Raw genomic sequence first — 21,302 nt, forward strand, 5'->3', positions numbered from 1 at the left:
GATGAGTCAAAGACTACCACTTTTTGTAAGGTAAAAATTTACCAGACATAGTAATTTTAACGCGATCGCCTTTTGGGTCTGCTTCTTTTTCCACATCCAAGGTGAAATCAATCGCGCTCATAATCCCATCGCCAAACTTTTCTTGAATTACTTCCTTAATTGGGAAACCATACACCTGCATAATCTCATAAAAGCGGTAAATCAGTGGGTCTGTTGGCACAACTGGCCCCAATCCTTTGACTGGGTATGCAGTCAAGTCTTGAATATGGATAGGTGCTAAATCTAATGCTTCCACCAGTAACTTAGCCTCTTCCGGGGATGCGCTAGCTTGGCGGTAAAATACAGCCGCAATCCATACTTCATCCCGTCCAAGAATTTTTTCTAAGTCAGCAAAGCTGAGTCCTTTCTCTTTTTTAGCTTCTAACAAAGTTTGCGTAATTTCGGGTATAGACATCTGGTAATTCCTCTAATAAATTAATTTTTCCAGAGAAAATTTTACCATGATTAGTCAGAGGCGATCGCTTTTTTAATTTACTACACTCAGATATCTACACACTGAGATTTATCAACCTAAGTTATCTATTTATTATGCAACGCCACAATTTTTTATGCTTTAACGTTGCGATCGCGGCAACTGTGATACTAGCTTTGCTAACTGTCAATATTTCTATAACTAATACCTATAAATCAAATAAAGTTAGCAAAAGTTATTAAATTGATTAACATTTCTCAATAAAATACTATAGGTGTTGACAAGCGATCGCTCTTTGGTTGCTATTATGTCAATTGAAACGCTTGAAGCATAAGTAAATTCAAATGCTGAATGTGATTTGCTCCTAATTTACCGATTCTTCTAGTAATTAATCTACGCTCAAGTGTAACTAGTCTGGTTACTCGAACCTTAGAAATAACCTTTAATCCTGTTCCAGAGAACTCCGTATCTGATTGCTCTAAAACAAATTCTTCGGGTGACAAATTATTAGTATTTTGAGAAGATATAAAACATACAGTTATATCATTACCTGCACTATCAACCCATAAAACTAAGCCAGGACGCAATTTTGTTCCAGTCAAATCTGTAAATGGGAATGGAACTAAAACTACATCTCCCTTTTGTAGAGACATTAGACAGTTTCCCCGTCTTCTAGAGTATATAAGTCTGGTTCATTATCTAAAAAGTCAAATACTTTACTTTTCTGTGCAACTTGCATAATCTCTGGTGTAGATGGATAAGAAGAATTAAAAAATAGTTTTTCTTCCAAAAGAAAGCGTTCTTCTTCAGATAAAGAAAATATTACTTGAACGAGAGATTCAATAAGTTTAGTGTTCATACTTGCCAGTAGATCAATATTTTCATTGCTGATACTTGAAATTAGTTTTAAGATATAGCTTTTTGTACTTATCTTTTGTGTTTAGAAAGAAAGCTCAAGAACTCTTCTACAACTACTTTTGGTTGGTGATAGCACTTTTCAGCAGGGTAATGTTCAATACAGAGAATCCCTGATTTTTTAAACCAAGCATCTTTTTCCTTATCCTTCTCATACCTACCTTCATGGAAAGAAATCTCTAAAATTCCAAATGTTCCATCTAGACAAACTAGAAAGTCTACCTCTCGATGATCTTCATAAATATTACCTGTTTCATGTCTTACAGCTAAAGGTAGAGGAAAGAACAAAACACCTTTAGCTTCTAATTCTTGTGCAATCCTAATTTCAGACTGTGATGCAAACTTTATTTCATTATAAACAATCGGCTCTCTACCTTTCCGAGCAAAAGCCTTCTCAGTAACAAGCCCTTGATTTAAGTCTTTTGATTTAGCAATGAGAAATTTAATAGTTTTTTGCCAGTTTTCTTCTACTTGTAACAACTTTATTCGGTAATAAAGTGGAAAAGATTGCATATTATTCCAGATATGGCCACTAGCAATGAATAGAAAAGTATTTTTTAGGTAGCTTTGAATTTCTTCATTATTTAAGACTGTCAACATCAAGTTAAACGGAAGGAATATAAGCAATCCTGAAATATAATTACGTGAATAGTATTCATCCCATTCATAGCCCTCTTATGTCAGACTGGGAAAACTCAATCGCTGAAAGCCTTTCGGAGCTTTACTTTTCAGTTTTTAGCTACAAATTTTAGTTTCTATTAGAAAAGAAAAGCTCAAAGCTTGATTAGATAAAAGTTCCAGTGTTTCGCTACGATTGTTGTTTTCCGGAAGTGACAGAACAGGGATAGTCAAATGACAATTCAGCATCAATTATAATTGCTGCGCAGTCTTTTCGTTCACTGTTAATTAAGAATTGAACCCAAGTTCTATGTAATTGTTCTATTAATTCTTTATCAGATAAATTTGGCATCAAATAATTACTCCTAAATATTTGAAATACTTTGATAATTTTTAGTATATTTTTTAGCAGACTCAATTATGTATCAGTTAAAAAAATCCCCTGCCGCAAGGTGGGGGATTTTTTTACTTACCTACAAAACTAGGAGCCAGATTAACCGAACTTACCAGCAGTGGAGGCGATGAGGAAGGCTGCGTAGGTGAGGACATAGCCGACAGTGAAGTGGGCTAGACCAACCACACGAGCTTGCACGATGGAGAGAGCAACGGGCTTGTCTTTCCAGCGAACGAGGTTAGCAATAGGAGTACGTTCGTGCGCCCAAACTAGGGTTTCGATCAACTCTTGCCAGTAACCTCTCCAGGAGATGAGGAACATGAAGCCAGTAGCCCAAACTAGGTGTCCGAAAAGGAACATCCAAGCCCAGACAGACAGGTTGTTCACGCCGTAGGGATTGTAGCCGTTGATCAACTGAGCTGAGTTAGCCCAGAGGTAGTCACGGAACCAGCCCATCAAGTAGGTGGAATTTTCGTTGAACTGAGCAACGTTACCTTGCCAAATACCTAAGTGTTTCCAGTGCCAGTAGAATGTTACCCAACCTACTGTATTTAACGCCCAGAACAAAGATAGGTAGAAGGAGTCCCAAGCGGAGATGTCGCAAGTACCGCCACGGCCTGGACCGTCGCAAGGGAAGGCGTAACCGAAGTCCTTTTTATCGGGCATCAGTTTGGAACCACGAGCATCCAAAGCACCTTTGACTAGGATGAGGGTGGTGGTGTGCAGACCTAAGGCGATCGCATGGTGTACCAAGAAGTCGCCAGGGCCGATTGTTAAGAACAAGGAGTTAGTACCAGAGTTAATGGCATCTAACCAGCCAGCCAACCAAACGTTACCGTAGTTTGGGTAGGCGGTGTAAGCAACGCTATCGGGGTTAGACAACAATGTGTCTAAGCCGTAGAGTACTTTACCGTGGGCAGCTTGAACGAACTGAGCGAATACTGGTTCGATCAAGATTTGCTTTTCAGGAGTACCGAAAGCAACTACTACGTCATTGTGAACGTACAAGCCCAAGGTGTGGAAGCCCAAGAAGAGAGATACCCAGCTCAAGTGAGAGATAATCGCTTCTTTGTGCTGCAAAATCCGGTCGAGTACGTTGCCTTTGTTTTGTTCTGGGTCGTAGTCACGAACCCAGAAGATGCCTGCGTGAGCAAATGCACCAACCAACAAAAAGATGGCAATGTATTGGTGGTGGGTGTACAACGCTGCTTGTGTGGTGTAGTCCTTAGCAATGAATGCGTAAGGAGGCAGGGAGTACATATGTTGCGCTACCAGAGAGGTAACGGTTCCCAGAGCAGCCAGTGCCAAAGACAACTGGAAGTGTAGGGAGTTGTTGATGGTGTCGTAAAGACCTTGGTGAGGTAGGTTGAACTGACCTTCACTCTTGCTACCAGGTACTAAACCGGACTTGGAATTCAGCATTTCTTTGATGCTGTGACCAATGCCGAAGTTAGTGCGGTACATATGACCAGCAACGATGAACAACACAGCGATCGCCAAGTGGTGATGAGCCATGTCGGTCAACCACAGGGATTCTGTCTGGGGATGGAAACCACCCAAGAAGGTCAGAATCGCTGTACCAGCGCCTTGAGAGGTGCTGAAAATATGTCCTGCTGTGTCAGGGTTTTCAGCGTAAACACCCCAGTTACCTGTGAAGAAGGGTGTCAAGCCTGCTGGGTGGGGTGCAGTGGTTAAGAAGTTATCCCAACCTACGTGCTGTCCACGAGATTCGGGGATAGCAACGTGAATCAAGTGACCAGCCCAAGCCAAAGAGCTAACACCAAACAAACCAGCTAGGTGGTGGTTTAGACGGGGTTCAGCGCTCTTGAACCAAGAGAGGCTAGGACGGAACTTGGGTTGTAAGTGCAACCAACCAGCAAACAGGAACAATGCTGCCAACAGAAGCAAGAATACAGAACCTGTATATAGTTCGTTGTTGGTACGCATACCGATGGTGTACCACCAGTGGTAAACACCAGAGTAAGCAATGTTTACTGGGCCGTTAGCGCCACCTTGGGTAAAAGCTTCAATTGCTGGTTTACCGAAGTGGGGATCCCAAATCGCGTGAGCAATTGGGCGGATGTGTAGAGGATCTTTAATCCACTGTTCAAAGTTACCTTGCCAGGCTACATGGAACAGGAGGCTGGAAGCCCATAAGAAGATGATTGCCAGATGACCGAAGTGAGTAGCGAAAATCTTTTGGTAAAGATTTTCTTCGGTCATGCCATCGTGGCTTTCAAAGTCGTTGCCCATCGCCATCGCATACCAGATGCGACGCGTAGTTGGGTCCTGTGCGAGATCCTGGCTAAATTTTGGAAATTTTGTTGCCATTGATATTTCCTCTGACCTTTAGCCATCAGGTTTCAGATTCCAGAGTTCTGAGTTTTGAGTCCCAAATATTGTTATTAAGCAACACTTGGCACTCACTACTCAGCACTCTATGTAACTAATTGCTAGCCTACTGAAAGTATGTGTGCGTGGAAGAATGCCCAGGTTGTAGCAATTCCTCCTAAGAGGTAGTGAGCCACACCAACAGCACGACCTTGAGTGATACTCAGAGCGCGGGGTTGGATTGCAGGAGCTACCTTCAGTTTATTATGCGCCCACACAATGGACTCAATTAATTCTTGCCAGTAGCCACGACCACTGAACAGGAACATTAAGCTGAATGCCCATACAAAGTGAGCGCCCAAGAACATTAGTCCATAAGCGGACAACGCACTTCCGTAGGAGTTGATTACTTGAGAAGCTTGCGCCCACAAGAAATCACGCAACCAGCCGTTGATTGTGATGGCACTTTGGGCAAAGTTACCACCAGTGATGTGAGACACATTACCTGCTGCGTCTACTGTTCCCCATACATCAGACTGCATCTTCCAGCTGAAGTGGAAAATTACAATTGATAGGGAGTTGTACATCCAGAATAGTCCGAGGAATACGTGATCCCAACCGGACACTTGACACGTGCCACCACGACCAGGACCGTCGCAAGGGAAGCGGAAGCCCAAGTTTGCTTTGTCTGGAATCAGACGAGAGCTGCGAGCAAACAGTACACCTTTCAACAGAATCAGTACTGTTACGTGAATGGTGAAGGCGTGGATATGGTGAATCAAGAAGTCGGCTGTACCTAATGCAATAGGCATCATTGCGACTTTGCCACCTACAGCCAATACACCGCCGCCAAAGGCGTAGCTAACAGGTTCTAAAGCGTTAGGTGCAGTGCCACCAGGAGCTAGGGTATGCAGGTTCTGCACCCACTGAGCAAATACTGGCTGCAACTGAATTGCTGTGTCTGAGAACATATCTTGGGGACGACCCAAGGCTCTCATGGTGTCATTGTGGATGTACAAACCAAAGCTGTGGAAGCCAAGGAAAATAGACACCCAGTTCAGGTGGGAAATAATAGCATCCCGGTGACGAATCACCCGATCCAAGACGTTGTTTTGATTCACAACTGGATCGTAATCCCGCACCATAAATATTGCTGCGTGAGCAGCTCCACCGACGATTAAGAATCCGCCGATCCAAATGTGGTGGGTGAATATACACAACTGAGTTGCATAGTCAGTTGCTAAGTATGGGTAGGGAGGCATCGCGTACATATGGTGCGCGATGATGATGGTCAAGGAACCCAAGAAGGCAAGGTTAGTTGCCAATTGAGCGTGCCAAGATGTGGTCAAGTTTTCGTAGAGTCCTTTATGACCTTCACCTGTGAAGGGGCCTTTGTGGTTCTCTAGAATTTCTTTGATGCTGTGACCGATACCCCAGTTGGTGCGGTATTGGTGTCCGGCAATAATGAACAATACAGCGATCGCCAAATGGTGGTGAGCAATATCAGTCATCCACAAGCCGCCGGTTACTGGGTTTAAACCACCCTTGAAGGTCAAGAAGTCAGCGTACTGACCCCAGTTCAAAGTGAAGAAAGGTGTTAAACCACTAGCAAAGCCGGGGAATAGGTCGATCAACAGGTCTTTGTTCAGGATGAACTCATGAGGTAAGGGGATATCTTTTACAGCCACCCCTGCATCCATAAGCTTGTTGATTGGCGCTGAGACGTGGATCAAGTGTCCAGTCCATCCCAAGGAACCGCAACCTAGCAAGACTGCCAAGTGGTGGTTCAGCATTGACTCCACATTCTGGAACCATTCCAGTTTGGGAGCGCGCTTGTGGTAGTGGAACCAACCAGCAAACAAGAACAAGCCTGCTAATACCAAGCCGCCAATGGCTGTTACGTAGAGCTGGAAGGAGTTGGTGATACCCCAGCCACGCCATACTTGGAACAAGCCTGAGGTGATTTGAATACCGTGGAATCCACCACCAACATCACCATTCAAGATGTCTTGTCCCACAATGGGCCAAACGACTTGAGCACTGGGTCTCACGTTCAACGGGTCGCTTAACCAGGCTTCGTAGTTAGAGAACTTCGCGCCGTGGAAAATCATCCCGCTCAACCAAATTGTCACAACCGCCAGGTGGCCGAAGTGAGCCGCAAATATTTTGCGGGAGATGTCTTCTAAATCGCTTGTATGTGTATCAAAATCGTGGGCGAGGGCGTGGAGATTCCAAATCCATGTGGTGGTTTTGGGACCTCTAGCTAGAGTTCTGTCGAAGTGTCCTGGCTGGGCCCATTTTTCAAATGAGGTAGGAACCGGGTCTTTATCAACGATTACTCTGGCTTTCTTCTCCTCTCGCTCCGGAGGACTAATTGTCATTCGACCTCCTCTGGTGATAAGGAATGAGGAATCATGAAACCACAAAGTGATCTTTAGTCGCCTTCTCCAGAATGTGGCTGGAGGAGCGATGAAGAAGCTATGTGGAAATTTGTTTCTGTTGAATTATAAAGTCTTAACTTGTACTTTGTTGGAGACATTTTAACAATAATTCAAAATAGCCAGAATATTTGTCTAATCTGCCTTTGCAGTGCAAACTTTTTAGCCAAAAGTCAATACTTTCTCTATTTAATTTACAAAGGATAACAATTCGTAAAACTTATGTCTTCTTATACCAGAAAAGGCACAAATTTGCTGAGTTCGTTTTTGCTATTTTTGTTTTCAAATAGTCTTTAATATTACCATCGGCAATTACTACAAATTGTAAAAAAAAAACTAATTTTTCATTTTTTATAAAAACTCATGCTATGTGATCAAGATTTCACCTTAAGTCCATAGTGTGCGATCGCTCATTTCAGTCACAATAATTCAGGACTTACGTAACGAGACTCTTCGTTATGGGAATGTGTCAGAGTTTTTCACACTTATACTCTTAGCACCTCATCCCTAAACACTTATTGTCTCGTTGTCCTGGGTAAATTCAGAAATTATTCATAACTGGGTATAAAGCATGAATCCTTGGCACAAAAAGCCTTTGGGGAAGCTTCTCCCTAGAAGTTTTGCTATTTTTAGGTGGCTGATCACATTAGTGTTAGTCTTGGGCTTGGCTAGTTGTGGCGAAAAAGCTGTAAGCCAACAAGTATCTGTTACTTCTACAGACAAACCTCAGCAGATTTCTCAGCAATTTTCCGAAGTTTCGCCACCGACAGTCATTCAAGAACTACGCTCAAGTTTAGAAATATATCAACCACAGGTTACTATAGTTACGCCTAAAGCTGATGAAATTATCAGTGACAACACTGTTTCAGTCAGGTTTCAAGTTAAAGACTTAGCAATTTTTAAGCACCCACAATGGGAATTAGGCCCCCATCTTCACGTAATTCTTGACAACCAACCTTATATACCTGTTTACGATCTGAGTCAGCCTCTAGTGCTATCTGATTTATCCCCTGGGACTCATACTCTGCGAGTCTTTGCTTCCCGCCCTTGGCATGAAAGCTTTAAAAATGAGGGTGCTTACGCCCAGACAACATTTCACGTTTTCACTGAAAGCGACGATAACAATCCAGATTCCAGCCTACCTCTGTTGACCTACAGTCGTCCTCAAGGTAGCTACGGGGCAGAACCAATCTTGTTAGATTTTTACCTGACTAACGCCCCATTACATCTAGTTGCTAAAGATCAGCCCAATGATCAGTTTAGTGATTGGCGTATTCGCTGCACGATAAATGGTGAAAGTTTTGTACTTGATCGCTGGCAAGCAGTTTACCTCAAAGGCTTTAAATCTGGGAAGAATTGGGTAAAGCTTGAATTCCTTGATAATCAAGGTAATCCAGTCAAAAATGCCTTTAACACCACAGTCAGACTCTTTAATTATCAACCCAACGGTAAAGATACTCTTTCTAAAATTGTCAGAGGAGAATTGAAAGCCGAAGAGGTACGTGGCATTGTAGATCAGACTTATATGGCTAAACCACCAGTTTTAGAACCAATACCTACACCTGTAATAACTCCTAGCCCAGAACCACAACCCGAAGAAGAAAAATCAGCGTTACCTGAAGTTACACAACCACAGGTAGAAGCCACACCTACGCCCGAAGCGACTGAAATCCCACAACCAGAGGTGAAAGTTACCCCAACAGTACCACCAGAAGCCACACCTACTCCCCAAGCGACTGAAACCCCACAACCAGAGGTGAAAGTTACCCCAACAGTACCACCAGAAGCCACACCTACTCCCCAGGCTACTGAAACCTCTCAACCAGAGGTGAAAGTTACCCCAACAGTACAACCAGAAGACACACCTACGCCCCAGGCTACTGAAACACCTGTGGTAACTGAACGTAGAAAAACCAACTTAGGGGATTACTTCAAACGTCGTCCACGTCCTACAGCAAAACCCACCGTTACGGAACAGCTAACAGAATAAACTAATTCCTTTTGTGCCTCTGTGGTGAAAATATTTTCAAACCACAGAGACACAGAGAAATTAATTAAACATACTCAATTTCAAATTTTGCGTTAAAACCTCAACAAAGGCGATCGCTCCCACAGGGTTACCTATACTATCTAAGGCGGGACTATAAGCGGCGATCGCTCCTTCTCCTGGTACTATGGCCAGTAAACCCCCACCAATGCCAGATTTCATTGGTAAACCAATTTTGAGGGCATACTCAGCAGAAGCTTGATATAAACCACAGGTCAACATGACGGAGTTTACAATCTGCTGATGCTGTGGTGATAATCGAGCGCTTTCTAAAGCCAAGAGTTTTCCCAGTAAAGCTAAGTCCTCAACTGTCCCAGACAAACAGCATATTTGCTCGTAAGTGTCAAGTGCCAGATCAATATTTTCTAAATGACCTTTTTCGGAGAGATAATTTGCGATCGCCTGATTAGCCGGAGAGCGAGATAATCTTACAGAAGCCAGCATAAATTCATCTAACTGAATTTGACAGCCAGCTAATTGGTTGAGCCATTGACATAAAGAGTGAGTGCGATTACTTGCATCATTTCCTGGTAACTTATCAGCGAGAGTAATTGCCCCACTATTTATCATCGGGTTCCGTGGTTGTCCACCGTCGGACACTAATTGTTCTAAAGAATTAAATGGTGCATCCGATGGTTCCATCCCCACCCAGTTTAAAACCTGTTGCGCACCTAGATGTTCTAATAGATACAGCAGGCTCAATGGCTTAATCACACTCATCAGTGGAAACACACAAGACGTATCTCCTCCACTGTAGAATTTACCGGATTGACAGCAGATATAGACTGCAAACCAACCAGCATCAGCTACAGCTAACCTGGGAATACGTTCAGCCACTCGTCCCCGATTTGTCTGCGTCTTTGCTAGTTTTATCCAGTTAGACAAATCTACCGTGTCTAGTCTGTCAAATCTCACCACAATAGATACGAACCCTTCCTGTAAGTGCGCTTTCCTTGGAGACTCACGTTAAAGTTTTATTATCCATATTTTGCCAAATTCTTTTTCTTTAGCAACTAGTAAAAATAAAATAGTTACTTTATTAAGGAATAAAAACTAATATTAAATATTAATTCAAAATCGAGATTTTTCTTGAATTCAGTTGAGGAATTTGCAGATTATATTGTCAATCATTAATAAATTTCAGGAGCTAATCAGGTGTTAACTTCAACCTTACTCGCTGCTGCAACCACACCCCTGGAATGGAGTCCCACAGTCGGGATTATTATCATCATTGCCAATATCATCGCCATTGCTTTTGGCAAGCTGACCATCAATTATCCTAGTTCAGAACCAGCTTTACCTTCAGCCAATTTCTTTGGTGGTTTTGGTGTACCTGCGTTACTAGCAACTACCGCTTTTGGCCATATTCTAGGAGCAGGTATTGTTTTAGGATTGCATAACTTAGGCAGAATCTAAATAGAAAAAGCAAAAAGTCAACACAGAAAATTACTTATACTGTGGGCTATTTGCTGATTCTACATAGTATGTATCCTCATCCCATGCTGTAATAGATTATTACCGAAGTTAATCTTCAGTTGATTTTTGTTGTGTCTGTATGAACCAGAGAAATTACTCTCTGGTTTTTTCTTATAAACGTAACTTGCTAGCACCACAAGGCGTAATACTTAATTACAGGTAATGGGTAATGGGTAAAAATTTCTTCTCAATTACCAATTACCCATTAACGATTCCTCACTCCTATTGACTGTTAAGCATTGACAACTGCTCATCAACTACTTGATTTTGACTTTCAGCAACAATTGTGCGAAATATTTCACCTTCAATAGTTTCTTGTTCAGTCAACAAATCTACCAACCGTTCCATAACCACACGGTGAGTTTGCAACAATTCTTTGGCTGTTTGGTAGCAAGTGTTGATAATTTCTCGGACTTGAGAATCTATCTTGGCAGCGATTTCCTCAGAATAATCTGATTTATTCATCCAGTCGCGTCCCAAAAACACCTCGCCACTTTGATTTTCTAAAGACAAAGGGCCTAATTCAGACATACCAAATCTTGTCACCATTTGCCTTGCCATTGATGTGACTTTCTGGAGGTCATCACCTGCGCCTGTGGTCACTTCTGGTTTACCAAAGACAATTTCCTCAGCAGCACGACCTCCCAAAGTAGAAGTAATTCTCGCCTTGAGTTGGGAACGAGAAATTAAACCTTGTTCTTCGTTGGGAGTAAACCAAGTTAAACCTTGTGCTTGTCCTCTAGGAATGAGAGTGACTTTCTGTACTGGGTCATGGTCTTTTAATAAAGTCCCAATCAAACCATGTCCGACTTCATGGTAAGCAATTAAGCGCTTGCTCTTGCTGTCTACTAGGGGTGTTCCTTCCATCCCTGCAACTACCCTATCAACAGCATCATCAATTTCGAGGATAGTAATTGCTTCTTTGCGCCTACGAGCTGTCAGAATAGCGGCTTCGTTGAGTAAGTTGGCTAAATCTGCGCCTGTGAATCCTGGTGTGCGGCGAGCGATCGCCTCCAGTGATACACTAGGGTCAACTTTCTTATTCCGCGAATGAACTTGGAGAATTTCTAAGCGTCCTTTCAAGTCTGGTGCATCAACTATTACCTGTCGGTCAAAACGACCGGGACGCAATAAGGCTGCATCTAATACATCTGGGCGATTGGTAGCAGCAATAATAATGATGCCTGTGTTACCTTCGAAACCATCCATCTCTGTGAGTAACTGATTGAGGGTTTGCTCTCTTTCATCATTACCGCCACCGATACCTGCACCCCGTTGTCTCCCAACAGCATCGATTTCATCAATAAATATTAGACAAGGTGCATTGTCTTTAGCTTTTTTAAACAAATCGCGGACGCGGGATGCACCCACACCAACAAACATTTCCACAAATTCCGAACCGGAAATACTGAAAAAGGGAACAGCCGCTTCCCCAGCGATCGCTTTTGCTAGTAAAGTTTTACCAGTACCTGGAGGCCCAACTAACAGCACACCTTTGGGAATCCGCGCACCCACAGCTGTAAATCTTTCTGGTTGTTTAAGGAATGTGACAACTTCTTGTAATTCTTCTTTTGCTTCTTCGATACCAGCTACATCGTCAAATTTCACACCAGTCTTGGCTTCCATTTGAAAACGCGCTTTGGATTTACCAAAGTTCATAGCTTGACTAGAAGCATTAGTGGAACGACGCAAGAATAACAGCATTAAAGCCACCAGTGGCAAAATCCACATGAGGTTAATCAATAACCCTACGGCTGCTCGACTATTAGCAGAAGAAACTTCGCCAAAATCAACATTTTTTTCTTTCAGTTGGCTAATTAACTCGGTGTTCTGCTCCAACAGCCTCACCTGTATCGGTGGTGTGTCTGGCTTTTGACCTTTTAAATAAACTTTGGCTATTTGCTCAGTTTCGTCCAGTTCTACTCTTTTAACTTGCTCTTGATTAACTTTTTGAATCAACTCTCCGTATGACAGAGACTCACGCTCTGCTTTTTGCGCCAAGACAGGATTGCCACCAAACATCGTTGGTAACATAATCAAACTGGCTGCAATAGCACCCGTCCAAGCAACGCGCTTTGGTGATTGCTGTTTTCTCAATGCCTTTTTCCCAAAATTTTTCATAACAATTACCCTTGGTCTGCTGCCATAGGCTGAGTGCTGATTTTAAGCCTATTCTTCCAGCAAAAATTGCCATAACTGGACATCACTTTATCTAATCTAGTCTAACTCTCAGAAGAGGTGAGAGGGCAGGGGCCGGGGACAGGGGGAAAACTTTTTTCCTTCACTTTCTGTGCAATTACTAGCCCAAAGCCTTGATTTTGCCTTATCTGCGGGTAATTACTATGTAATTTGACTACGAGAAAATAAATCGTTAAGATTATATACAAATTCGTAATGACTTCGTTTTTTTAGAAATTTTTAAAGTTGGGTGGATTATGGTAAAAATTGTTGGTATTGCTGGTAGTTTAAGATCAAACTCTTACACACAGTTAGCTTTGCAGATTGCAGCGCAGCGCTTAGAAGCGTTAGGTGCAGAGGTAGAAATTATTGACTTGCGGCAGTGGCAGTTGCCATTTTGTAATGGTGGGAAAGAATATACAGAATATCCCGATGTTGAGCGTTTGCGTGAGACTGTTCGCAATGCTGATGGATTAGTTTTGGCGACACCTGAGTATCATGGCGGTGTTAGCGGTGTCTTAAAAAATGCCCTTGACTTGATGAGCTTTGATCAATTATCTGATAAAGTCACAGGATTGATTAGCGTTCTCGGTGGTCAATCTAACAGCAACGCCTTAAATGAGCTGAGACTGATTGTTCGTTGGGTACATGGTTGGGTAATTCCAGAGCAAATTGCCATTGGACAAGCTTACGGTGCTTTTAGTCCTGAAGGAAAGTTATTAGATGAAAAACTCTCTCAGCGATTCGACCAATTTGCTCAGAGTTTAATAGACAACACTCGCAAGCTGCGAGGAGTAAATTAGAAATAGGGGATAAGGAGAAGACATTTCCTCGTGAGGATTTTTCTCTTTGATATGGCAAGTAAAAAGTGTAAATTCAATGTTCACCGTAATTACGCCAGAGAAAATCCAATTACCACCCGGAGCGATTGTTAGACTGCCAGGTAGTTGACACGACTATCAAGTATTAAATCATCAATTAGGCGATCGCTCCTCTCCTTAAATCTTGATCTGGATAATTTCTCCTGATAGCATCGCTATTAGAACTATCACGACATCTTTACACCAGAATCTATACAACAGTAATCAGTAGGCTCTCAGGTTACTGATTGGGATAAAAATTCCTCAGCTTAATGTGAATTTTAATTGAAACAAACTGAATGGATTTCAACTTGAAGCTTGATACTTGAAACCAGTTCTCCAATTATTTCTTCAATGCTGATATCCGTGAGTAATTCGTCTCGAAAATAATCTGGCAACATAATTTCAACATTGCCTTTGCATGAAAATGAAACTGGATTTCCTCCATCTTCTCCATCAGCAGTAACGTAGCCAATATATGCCATCCCAGTATTTTTAAAGGCGATAGTCCATTCTAGGCTGTAGATGTCACCATGTTTTATTTCAAAAACTGAGTTATCAATTTCGCAGTATGTTACATTGCCTTCAATTAATCCGTCGCACTTATCATAAGTAGTCTCTGCTATTCCTATTACTTTGCTTGCAGCAATATTCTCAACTCGTTCAATAAAGTCTTCATGCTGGATAATTTTAACAAGGATAGATAACATTAAATCTTCTAAAGCTGAATTATATTTAGTAAGTTCATTTTGATAACCAACTCGTTTAGAAGAAGTTAAACTTTTTAAATAACTGTATAAGCCGCCACAGTATAGTAATTCATTTATCCCAAATGAAGCAACACCACTATTATTATTTATCTTTACCATATTTGTTGGTAAAAACCCTGCTGAAATAAGGTTATATTCATTTTGTGATTCATTCACTTCTTCTTGAATTAGTACACAAACTAAAACAGTATTTTTATCAACTTCTTCTTTACTAATTGACCATTTGACTTGATTAATATTTCCTTGTCGTGCTTTAACCTGAATCCCGAAATTTGGATGAGAAGCTATGGTAAAATCTACTTTTCCATCACCGTAGAGGTGTTTTTCATAATCTACTTCACTAACAAAATCATTTAAACGGGATTTGAGAACCTCTTCACCAAGTTTTCCTTTCAAGTTATTATTGAAGTATTGCTTTGGGTCATCTGGCTTATACTTCTTCACCATATCCCAACAAAAATCCCGTAGTTTCTTTAACCTATTGCCTGAGATAACCGTTAATTCACTATTGTATCCTTCTATTTCACAATGAAGATTGCGACCAGATTTTAGTCTTTGAATAAAATCAGTCTGTTGCTCTATTAATAGTGATGTCCATTCCATAGTAATACCAAATTTGCTTATTTCCACGAGCATCTAAGTAGTATAGCATAAGTTTTCAGTATATTACTTTACAACGCCAAGTATAATGATAAAGGGTGTCCAGCGCCGGCATCGCTCATCCTGGTTAACGCAGTCCTGCAAAAGTTGTGGGTACTAATTTCCTCCATCCGCAACGGCGCACAGGTATCTCTGAGGATTTTGTGCAATACCTCTAGGTTAAGGAACTGAAAGTGACTTTCACTCACGAAAGTATCATGGTTTCAGCCGTGTAATCTGCGTCATTTTTTGAAAGTATTAAGGCTTAACCGAAAAGTGTTGTGGCTTTGTAGACATATCACAAGCTTTTGCAGAACTTACACAACTTCTGCATGACCTCACAAATTTTGATCAACTCCCGAGAAAACTAACTATAAGTAATCGCCTATAATTTCTCTCATTTTCAAGGAAATTATCAATGATATTTATGACGACAGAAACATAGATAAATATCTAAAATTATTTTCCTCAATTAGCTTCTGAGGATAGCACCAGCATTACCATTCGGGAATTACAACGTAATTTGAGCCAAAACTTAATCAGGGTGTAAGGGTAAACCTATACCCCTACACCCCTACACCCCTAATTCTAATGATGATGATGGTGATGGTGTGCAGCTAATTGTGGGTTAATTGCCACTGCTTGCTCATTCTGCAACTTAGCAATTTGAGCATTTGCCCATTCAGCAGCCATCGCTAAAAACTCCGGATGGTCATTTACACAAGCCATTTGTACATAATCCACACCCGAATACTTTTTCTCTAAAGCATGGATGATGTGGTGTACATCTAATAAAGTTTCGTGGTTTTCTGTAGCAAAGCCAATGGGCATAAAGATAATAACCTTTGCACCCAATTGAATCAGGTTTTTAGCTGCTTGCTCGGCGTTTGGTTGTGTCCATTCAATCAGAGGTGTGTCGTGATTGAGCCAACCTACAGAAATGAGGGGATACTTATAAATTAACTCTTCTCGTACCAGATCATACAGCGCTTGACTTTCGACAATTCCAGAGGTGAAACCTTTGGCTTTGTGAGGACAGCCGTGATTCATTAATACAATACCAATTTGAGAAGGTAAATAAGCTGCGGCTAAATCAGCGTTAATTTTTTCCTCAACCAGATGTGCCATTAAATGAATATATTCTGGCTCATTATAAAAGGAAGGTATATAGCGTAATGCTTTCACCCAATGGTTTTCACCATCATTGGTCTCGGATAAAGCATTGTTAACTTGCTCAATAGCGATGCCACTGGTGAAAATAGAATCAACCACTAGTAGGGGATAAATCAAAATTTTGTCGAAACCTTGATTTTTGATTTCTGCCAAAACTTGGTTAGGTAAAAAGGGAGCGCAGAAGTTGAAAGCTTTGAAAACTTGAATGCGATCGCCCCATTTTTCTTGTAAGTTTTGTTCAATGCCAGCACGCTGCTTTTCAAAGATGGCATTATGAGGGGAAATAAAATCGTGGTGCTGATGTCCCCATTCGTGACGGTCAAATAACGCCAATAACTTAGCTAACGGGGGATAAATCCAAGTTGGGACAGGTGCAAATTTCGCTGTTAGTAGATTCAGCGCCTGTTCATTATAGTTAGCAAAATCTTCGTAACTTTCAACTTCACCATAACCCATGAGCAACACAGCTACTCGGTCTTGGGTTGATAGATGTTCCTGTGTGTTTTGTAGTTTTTCCGGTGTGGCAACCACAATCAGTTCCTCGATATAAACCAGAATGGCAAGCAAAGTCAGTGGCTACAAAAGAGCTGCATTATTTACTCACCCAGTAATTTATTATCCTATCCCCCTGGATGGGATAACAATAAAAGTGACAATAATATATCAAAAGACATACTGTGGTTAATACTAGATACCGAGTAGTGAAAAATAGTTAACACTGTATCTTGGGAAGAAGTATTGAGGTGTACATTCACCGTTGACTATGGACTGTGGAGTATTGACCAATTGACCAATGACCATAATTATTTGCCCTGGAATCCATGACCCAAATTTAACGGAAAGCTTCATCTTGGGGCTGTTAAGTACAATCTCTGATAGCTCAATCAATCAAAAGCACATAAATATACTTGTAGTCCCAGTTCAAGGCGTTTTGACTTTATCATCGCTTCATGTTTTGCATTTTTTACACGATCGCTTGGGTAGTAAGCTAAAATCGCCAGTTATATTCATCAGCTTTAGTGCTGGCGTAGTAGGAGCGATCGCTGCTGCTTGGCAATGGCAAAATTGGGGAGGCCAAGTTAAAGCGTTTATTGCTATAGATGGATGGGGTGTACCACTATGGGGAAATTTTCCCATTCATCGGCTAAGTCACGATTATTTCACTCATTGGAGTTCATTATCACTGGGAAGTGGGCAAGATAATTTTTATGCAGAACCACCGGTTGATCATTTAACCATGTGGCGATCGCCTCAAACAGTAAAAGGTTATCACGTTGATTCATCTGTAGAAATAGATACTATAACAAACCGTTTAACTGCGGCTGAGTTTTTATCCTCTTTGTTAAGAAACTATGAAGAAAAATAGTCCGGAAAATAGTCCCAGTGAACAGGAGTGACTTATGGAGTGATGAGAAAATAAGAGGGGCGAGGGTGATGTAGTTTTATTTTTCTGCAAGACGAGAGACAAAATAAGTACAAATCCTTCTCCATCGCTCCCCAATCCCTCATTTCCCCAACCTCCTCCACTCCCCATCTACCGTAGTTACTAACCAAAATCCCCATGTTTCCTACAGAACCTGCTGCCATTAATAATGGGTTTGGCGCACTCCTCAAAAATCGTGATTTTATGCTGCTGTGGATGGGGCAGTTACTATCCCAGTTAGGTGATAAAGTCTTTTTCGTCTTAATGATCGCCTTGCTGGCAAATTACCCACCACTTCCAGGTTTAGCAGAGAACTCGATGTACTCAATTTTGATGGTAGCTTTTACACTGCCTGCCATTTTATTAGGTTCTGCGGGTGGTCTTTTTGTAGACCGGGTTTCTAAAAAGCTTGTCTTAGTGGGTGCTAATGTCATACAGGCATTATTGACGCTTTTAATAGCTTTCTCGCCACGGGATTTTATTCTTTTTTTAATACTAACTTTTGCAATTTCCGCCTTAGCACAGTTTTTTGCCCCAGCAGAACAGGCCGCTATTCCGCTTTTGGTACGTAAAGAAAATTTTATGGCAGCCAATGCCCTCTATAGCAGTACAATGATGGGGGCTTTAATTGTGGGTTTTGCCATTGGTGAGCCGATACTGAGTTGGGCAAAAACCTTCTTAGGCACAGATTATGGTCAAGAAGCTATAGTGGCTGGATTATACTCGCTCTCAGCACTTGCCTTTTTGCTAGTTAATTTTAAATCTGAACATAAAACTTTGAGCGATCGCACAGCCTTCATCCATCCTTGGACTGATTTCAAAGAAGGCTTACGCTATCTCAAGAAAAACCGCCTAGTATTGAATGCCATGCTGCAACTGACAACTTTGTATTGTGTCTTTGCAGCTTTAATGGTGGTATCTATTAGATTGGCAGCAGATTTTGGTTTAAAACAACAACAATTTGGCTTTTTCTTGGCAGCAGCAGGAGTGGGGATGGTATTGGGAGCAGCCATGTTGGGGCATTGGGGTGATAAATTTCATCACAAACCCTTACCCTTAATCGGGTTTTTAGTGATGGCTGGGGTTTTGGCAATGTTTACTTTTACCCATAACTTATTACTGGCTTTAACACTTTGTGCATTCTTAGGCTTGGGTGCTTCCCTAATCGGCGTACCCATGCAAACATTAATTCAACACCAAACACCACCCACAATGTATGGCAAAGTATTTGGTTTTCAGAATCATGCTGTAAATATTGCCTTATCAGCACCTTTAGCAATTACCGGGCCATTAACTGATGCACTAGGATTGAGAACTGTATTGATCAGTATGAGTTTCGTAGTCGCAACCGTAGGCATTTGGGCGTGGAAGAATACTCGTCGAGTTTTGCAAGATGTGATTTAGTCAATAGTCATTCGTTCTCTTCTCCCTCTGTTCCCAGCCCTCCTGCTTCCTCTCAATCCCCAGTCCGCAATCCTCTACTCATAACCCGTATCTATCATCGTCATACTAAAGAAAGAAATTTAAATCATAATTTGATTGAACTTTTCTATTAATATTGAATTACTGACTACAGAATTCCAGCATCAACTTAGCTATCCTCTGAGGTTTGACCGTGACTGTGAGCCTGCCTTCCCCGACTAGTCTCTCACAAACAGAGAAACATACTCATCCTGCCAGTTCAGCATCGCCAGTTGTGGAACCCAAGCGGGTGACTGGCGGCTTTGCGCTACTTGACAGCCTGCTGCGCCACGGTGTTGAGCATATCTTTGGTTATCCTGGTGGGGCAATCCTACCAATTTACGATGATCTGTATAAGGTGGAAGCAACTGGCGGTATTAAGCATATTCTAGTGAGGCACGAACAAGGAGCAGCCCATGCTGCTGATGGTTATGCTCGTGCAACTGGAAAAGTAGGTGTATGCTTTGGTACTTCAGGCCCTGGAGCAACTAATTTGGTGACTGGTATCGCTACAGCCTACATGGATTCCATTCCGATGGTAATTGTCACTGGGCAAGTACCTCGAAAAATGATCGGTACAGATGCGTTCCAAGAAACTGATATCTACGGCATTACTCTACCCATCGTCAAGCACTCCTACGTAGTGCGTGACCCCCAAGACATGGCGCAAATTGTGGCAGAAGCGTTCCACATTGCCAGCACAGGCCGTCCAGGGCCAGTATTGATTGATGTGCCGAAAGATGTGGCTTTTGAAGAATTTGACTATGTACCTGTAGAACCAGGTTCGGTCAAGTTACGTGGATATCGCCCCACTGTTAAGGGAAATCCACGTCAGATTAATGCAGCAATTGAGTTAATTCGGGAAAGTCGTCGTCCTTTACTATATATCGGTGGAGGTGCGATCGCCTCTGGCGCTCATGCAGAAATTCAGGAACTCGCTGAGTTATTCAATATTCCCGTCACCACAACCTTGATGGGTATCGGTGCTTTTGATGAACATCATCCCCTGTCTCTGGGAATGTTGGGAATGCACGGTACAGCCTACGCTAACTTTGCTGTGAGTGATTGTGATTTGTTAATATGCGTCGGTGCTAGGTTTGATGACCGCGTGACTGGCAAATTAGATGAATTCGCCTCTCACGCCAAAGTTATTCACATCGACATCGACCCCGCCGAGGTTGGTAAAAACCGCATTCCGGAAGTACCCATCGTTGGTGATGTGCGGAAAGTACTAATTGACTTGTTGCGTCGTTGCAAACAAACAGGTGCAAAAAATACACCAAATCAAAACGAAGAATGGCTCAACTTAATTAACCGTTGGCGGGAAGATTATCCCTTAGTGGTTCCCCAACATCCAGACAGCATTCCCCCGCAAGAGGTGATTGTGGAAGTTGGTAGCCAAGCACCCCACGCCTTCTACACTACCGATGTTGGTCAACATCAAATGTGGGCAGCTCAATTCCTCAAGAATGGCCCCCGCCGTTGGATTTCCAGCGCAGGTTTGGGGACAATGGGTTTTGGGCTACCTGCGGCAATTGGTGCTAAAGTGGCATTCCCAGAGGAACAAGTCATCTGTATTAGTGGTGATGCGAGTTTCCAAATGTGTTTACAAGAACTGGGTACAGCAGCACAATATGGAATCAATGTCAAGACCGTAATTTTGAATAACGGCTGGCAAGGGATGGTACGCCAATGGCAGCAAGCCTTCCACGGGGAACGCTACTCCTGCTCAAATATGGAAGTAGGGATGCCTGATATTGAATTATTGGCACAAGCCTACGGCATCAAGGGTATTGTAGTTACAAAGCGGGAGCAATTAAAAGATGCGATCGCTCAAATGTTAGCCCATGAGGGCCCAGTAATTTTGGATGTCCGCGTTACTAAAGACGAGAACTGCTATCCTATGGTAGCTCCTGGTAAGAGTAATGCTCAGATGATTGGTTTGCCTAAGCAACCACCAAAGACCAGTGTCGAACCAGTTTATTGCAGCCATTGTGGTACATCAAATTCCCCTAATCATAATTTCTGTTCTGAATGCGGGACTAAGTTGTAATTAGTTTTGATTTACATAAATAATTTTGATGACGCAGGGTGCATAATACTCTGC

General features: G+C 42.1%; 16 protein-coding genes. 6 read left to right on the forward strand and 10 right to left on the reverse strand.

What is annotated here, in order from left to right; translation table 11 throughout:
* Nucleotides 1-13: 13 nt before the first annotated feature.
* The 6 genes from cynS to psaA form a co-directional block, all read right to left on the reverse strand.
* Complete coding sequence (gene cynS, locus H6G18_RS13610) at nt 14-454, reverse strand: cyanase (RefSeq protein ID WP_190407633.1); 441 nt, start codon at nt 452-454, stop codon at nt 14-16.
* A gap of 323 nt (nt 455-777) precedes the next feature.
* Nucleotides 778-1,125: a type II toxin-antitoxin system PemK/MazF family toxin gene (locus H6G18_RS13615; RefSeq protein WP_190407634.1), complete on the reverse strand. Its 348-nt coding sequence runs from the start codon at nt 1,123-1,125 to the stop codon at nt 778-780.
* Nucleotides 1,125-1,331 (reverse strand): hypothetical protein, encoded by a 207-nt coding sequence (locus H6G18_RS13620; RefSeq protein WP_190407635.1) that lies wholly within the window; start codon nt 1,329-1,331, stop codon nt 1,125-1,127. Before H6G18_RS13620 ends, H6G18_RS13615 begins: the two co-directional genes overlap by 1 nt.
* A 68-nt stretch (nt 1,332-1,399) precedes the next feature.
* The gene (locus tag H6G18_RS13625; RefSeq protein ID WP_190407636.1) at nt 1,400-1,987 is read right to left on the reverse strand and encodes a hypothetical protein; all 588 of its coding nucleotides are present in this window, start codon (nt 1,985-1,987) and stop codon (nt 1,400-1,402) included.
* Between the two features lie 511 nt (nt 1,988-2,498).
* Complete coding sequence (psaB, locus tag H6G18_RS13630) at nt 2,499-4,730, reverse strand: photosystem I core protein PsaB (RefSeq protein ID WP_190407637.1); 2,232 nt, start codon at nt 4,728-4,730, stop codon at nt 2,499-2,501.
* A gap of 122 nt (nt 4,731-4,852) precedes the next feature.
* Nucleotides 4,853-7,111 carry a photosystem I core protein PsaA gene (gene psaA / locus H6G18_RS13635; protein ID WP_190407638.1) on the reverse strand — a complete coding sequence of 753 codons (2,259 nt, stop codon included), beginning with the start codon at nt 7,109-7,111 and terminating at the stop codon, nt 4,853-4,855.
* Between the two features lie 628 nt (nt 7,112-7,739).
* On the opposite strand from psaA, the gene H6G18_RS13640 reads away from it, so the two are divergent.
* Nucleotides 7,740-9,158, forward strand: coding sequence for a hypothetical protein (locus tag H6G18_RS13640; RefSeq protein ID WP_190407639.1), 1,419 nt, complete (start codon nt 7,740-7,742; stop codon nt 9,156-9,158).
* 60 nt (nt 9,159-9,218) lie between these two features.
* Here the strand turns inward: H6G18_RS13640 and glsA are convergent, their stop codons facing one another.
* Nucleotides 9,219-10,133, reverse strand: coding sequence for a glutaminase A (gene glsA, locus H6G18_RS13645; protein WP_190407640.1), 915 nt, complete (start codon nt 10,131-10,133; stop codon nt 9,219-9,221).
* Between the two features lie 237 nt (nt 10,134-10,370).
* Here glsA and psaK point away from each other — a divergent pair, with 237 nt between their 5' ends.
* Nucleotides 10,371-10,631 carry a photosystem I reaction center subunit PsaK gene (gene psaK, locus H6G18_RS13650; protein WP_190407641.1) on the forward strand — a complete coding sequence of 87 codons (261 nt, stop codon included), beginning with the start codon at nt 10,371-10,373 and terminating at the stop codon, nt 10,629-10,631.
* A 282-nt stretch (nt 10,632-10,913) separates the two neighbouring features.
* Here psaK and ftsH read toward each other — a convergent pair whose 3' ends face one another.
* The gene (ftsH, locus tag H6G18_RS13655) at nt 10,914-12,812 is read right to left on the reverse strand and encodes an ATP-dependent zinc metalloprotease FtsH (RefSeq protein WP_190407642.1); all 1,899 of its coding nucleotides are present in this window, start codon (nt 12,810-12,812) and stop codon (nt 10,914-10,916) included.
* 314 nt (nt 12,813-13,126) lie between these two features.
* Here ftsH and H6G18_RS13660 point away from each other — a divergent pair, with 314 nt between their 5' ends.
* The gene (locus H6G18_RS13660; RefSeq protein ID WP_190407643.1) at nt 13,127-13,672 is read left to right on the forward strand and encodes an NADPH-dependent FMN reductase; all 546 of its coding nucleotides are present in this window, start codon (nt 13,127-13,129) and stop codon (nt 13,670-13,672) included.
* Between the two features lie 338 nt (nt 13,673-14,010).
* On the opposite strand, the gene H6G18_RS25200 is transcribed toward H6G18_RS13660, so the two are convergent.
* Complete coding sequence (locus H6G18_RS25200; protein ID WP_190407644.1) at nt 14,011-15,102, reverse strand: hypothetical protein; 1,092 nt, start codon at nt 15,100-15,102, stop codon at nt 14,011-14,013.
* 624 nt (nt 15,103-15,726) lie between these two features.
* Nucleotides 15,727-16,842: a ferrochelatase gene (locus H6G18_RS13670; RefSeq protein ID WP_190407679.1), complete on the reverse strand. Its 1,116-nt coding sequence runs from the start codon at nt 16,840-16,842 to the stop codon at nt 15,727-15,729.
* 262 nt (nt 16,843-17,104) lie between these two features.
* Here H6G18_RS13670 and H6G18_RS13675 point away from each other — a divergent pair, with 262 nt between their 5' ends.
* From H6G18_RS13675 to ilvB, 3 genes are all read left to right on the forward strand, one after another.
* Nucleotides 17,105-17,677 carry a hypothetical protein gene (locus H6G18_RS13675; protein ID WP_190407645.1) on the forward strand — a complete coding sequence of 191 codons (573 nt, stop codon included), beginning with the start codon at nt 17,105-17,107 and terminating at the stop codon, nt 17,675-17,677.
* A gap of 195 nt (nt 17,678-17,872) precedes the next feature.
* Nucleotides 17,873-19,138, forward strand: coding sequence for an MFS transporter (locus tag H6G18_RS13680; protein ID WP_190407646.1), 1,266 nt, complete (start codon nt 17,873-17,875; stop codon nt 19,136-19,138).
* Between the two features lie 211 nt (nt 19,139-19,349).
* The gene (gene ilvB / locus H6G18_RS13685) at nt 19,350-21,248 is read left to right on the forward strand and encodes a biosynthetic-type acetolactate synthase large subunit (RefSeq protein ID WP_190407647.1); all 1,899 of its coding nucleotides are present in this window, start codon (nt 19,350-19,352) and stop codon (nt 21,246-21,248) included.
* Nucleotides 21,249-21,302 lie beyond the last annotated feature (54 nt).

Origin of the sequence: Anabaena subtropica FACHB-260 (assembly GCF_014697105.1) — a bacterium.
GTDB classification, from domain to species: Bacteria; Cyanobacteriota; Cyanobacteriia; order Cyanobacteriales; family Nostocaceae; genus Trichormus; species Trichormus subtropicus.

What these genes read in the sequence shown, in the direction of transcription:
- cynS (WP_190407633.1), bottom strand. Translation starts at nt 454, where the DNA reads ATGTCTATACCCGAAATTACGCAAACTTTGTTAGAAGCTAAAAAAGAG.
- H6G18_RS13615 (WP_190407634.1), bottom strand. Translation starts at nt 1,125, where the DNA reads ATGTCTCTACAAAAGGGAGATGTAGTTTTAGTTCCATTCCCATTTACA.
- H6G18_RS13620 (WP_190407635.1), bottom strand. Translation starts at nt 1,331, where the DNA reads ATGAACACTAAACTTATTGAATCTCTCGTTCAAGTAATATTTTCTTTA.
- H6G18_RS13625 (WP_190407636.1), bottom strand. Translation starts at nt 1,987, where the DNA reads ATGTTGACAGTCTTAAATAATGAAGAAATTCAAAGCTACCTAAAAAAT.
- psaB (WP_190407637.1), bottom strand. Translation starts at nt 4,730, where the DNA reads ATGGCAACAAAATTTCCAAAATTTAGCCAGGATCTCGCACAGGACCCA.
- psaA (WP_190407638.1), bottom strand. Translation starts at nt 7,111, where the DNA reads ATGACAATTAGTCCTCCGGAGCGAGAGGAGAAGAAAGCCAGAGTAATC.
- H6G18_RS13640 (WP_190407639.1), top strand. Translation starts at nt 7,740, where the DNA reads ATGAATCCTTGGCACAAAAAGCCTTTGGGGAAGCTTCTCCCTAGAAGT.
- ftsH (WP_190407642.1), bottom strand. Translation starts at nt 12,812, where the DNA reads ATGAAAAATTTTGGGAAAAAGGCATTGAGAAAACAGCAATCACCAAAG.
- H6G18_RS13660 (WP_190407643.1), top strand. Translation starts at nt 13,127, where the DNA reads ATGGTAAAAATTGTTGGTATTGCTGGTAGTTTAAGATCAAACTCTTAC.
- H6G18_RS25200 (WP_190407644.1), bottom strand. Translation starts at nt 15,102, where the DNA reads ATGGAATGGACATCACTATTAATAGAGCAACAGACTGATTTTATTCAA.
- H6G18_RS13675 (WP_190407645.1), top strand. Translation starts at nt 17,105, where the DNA reads ATGACCATAATTATTTGCCCTGGAATCCATGACCCAAATTTAACGGAA.
- H6G18_RS13680 (WP_190407646.1), top strand. Translation starts at nt 17,873, where the DNA reads ATGTTTCCTACAGAACCTGCTGCCATTAATAATGGGTTTGGCGCACTC.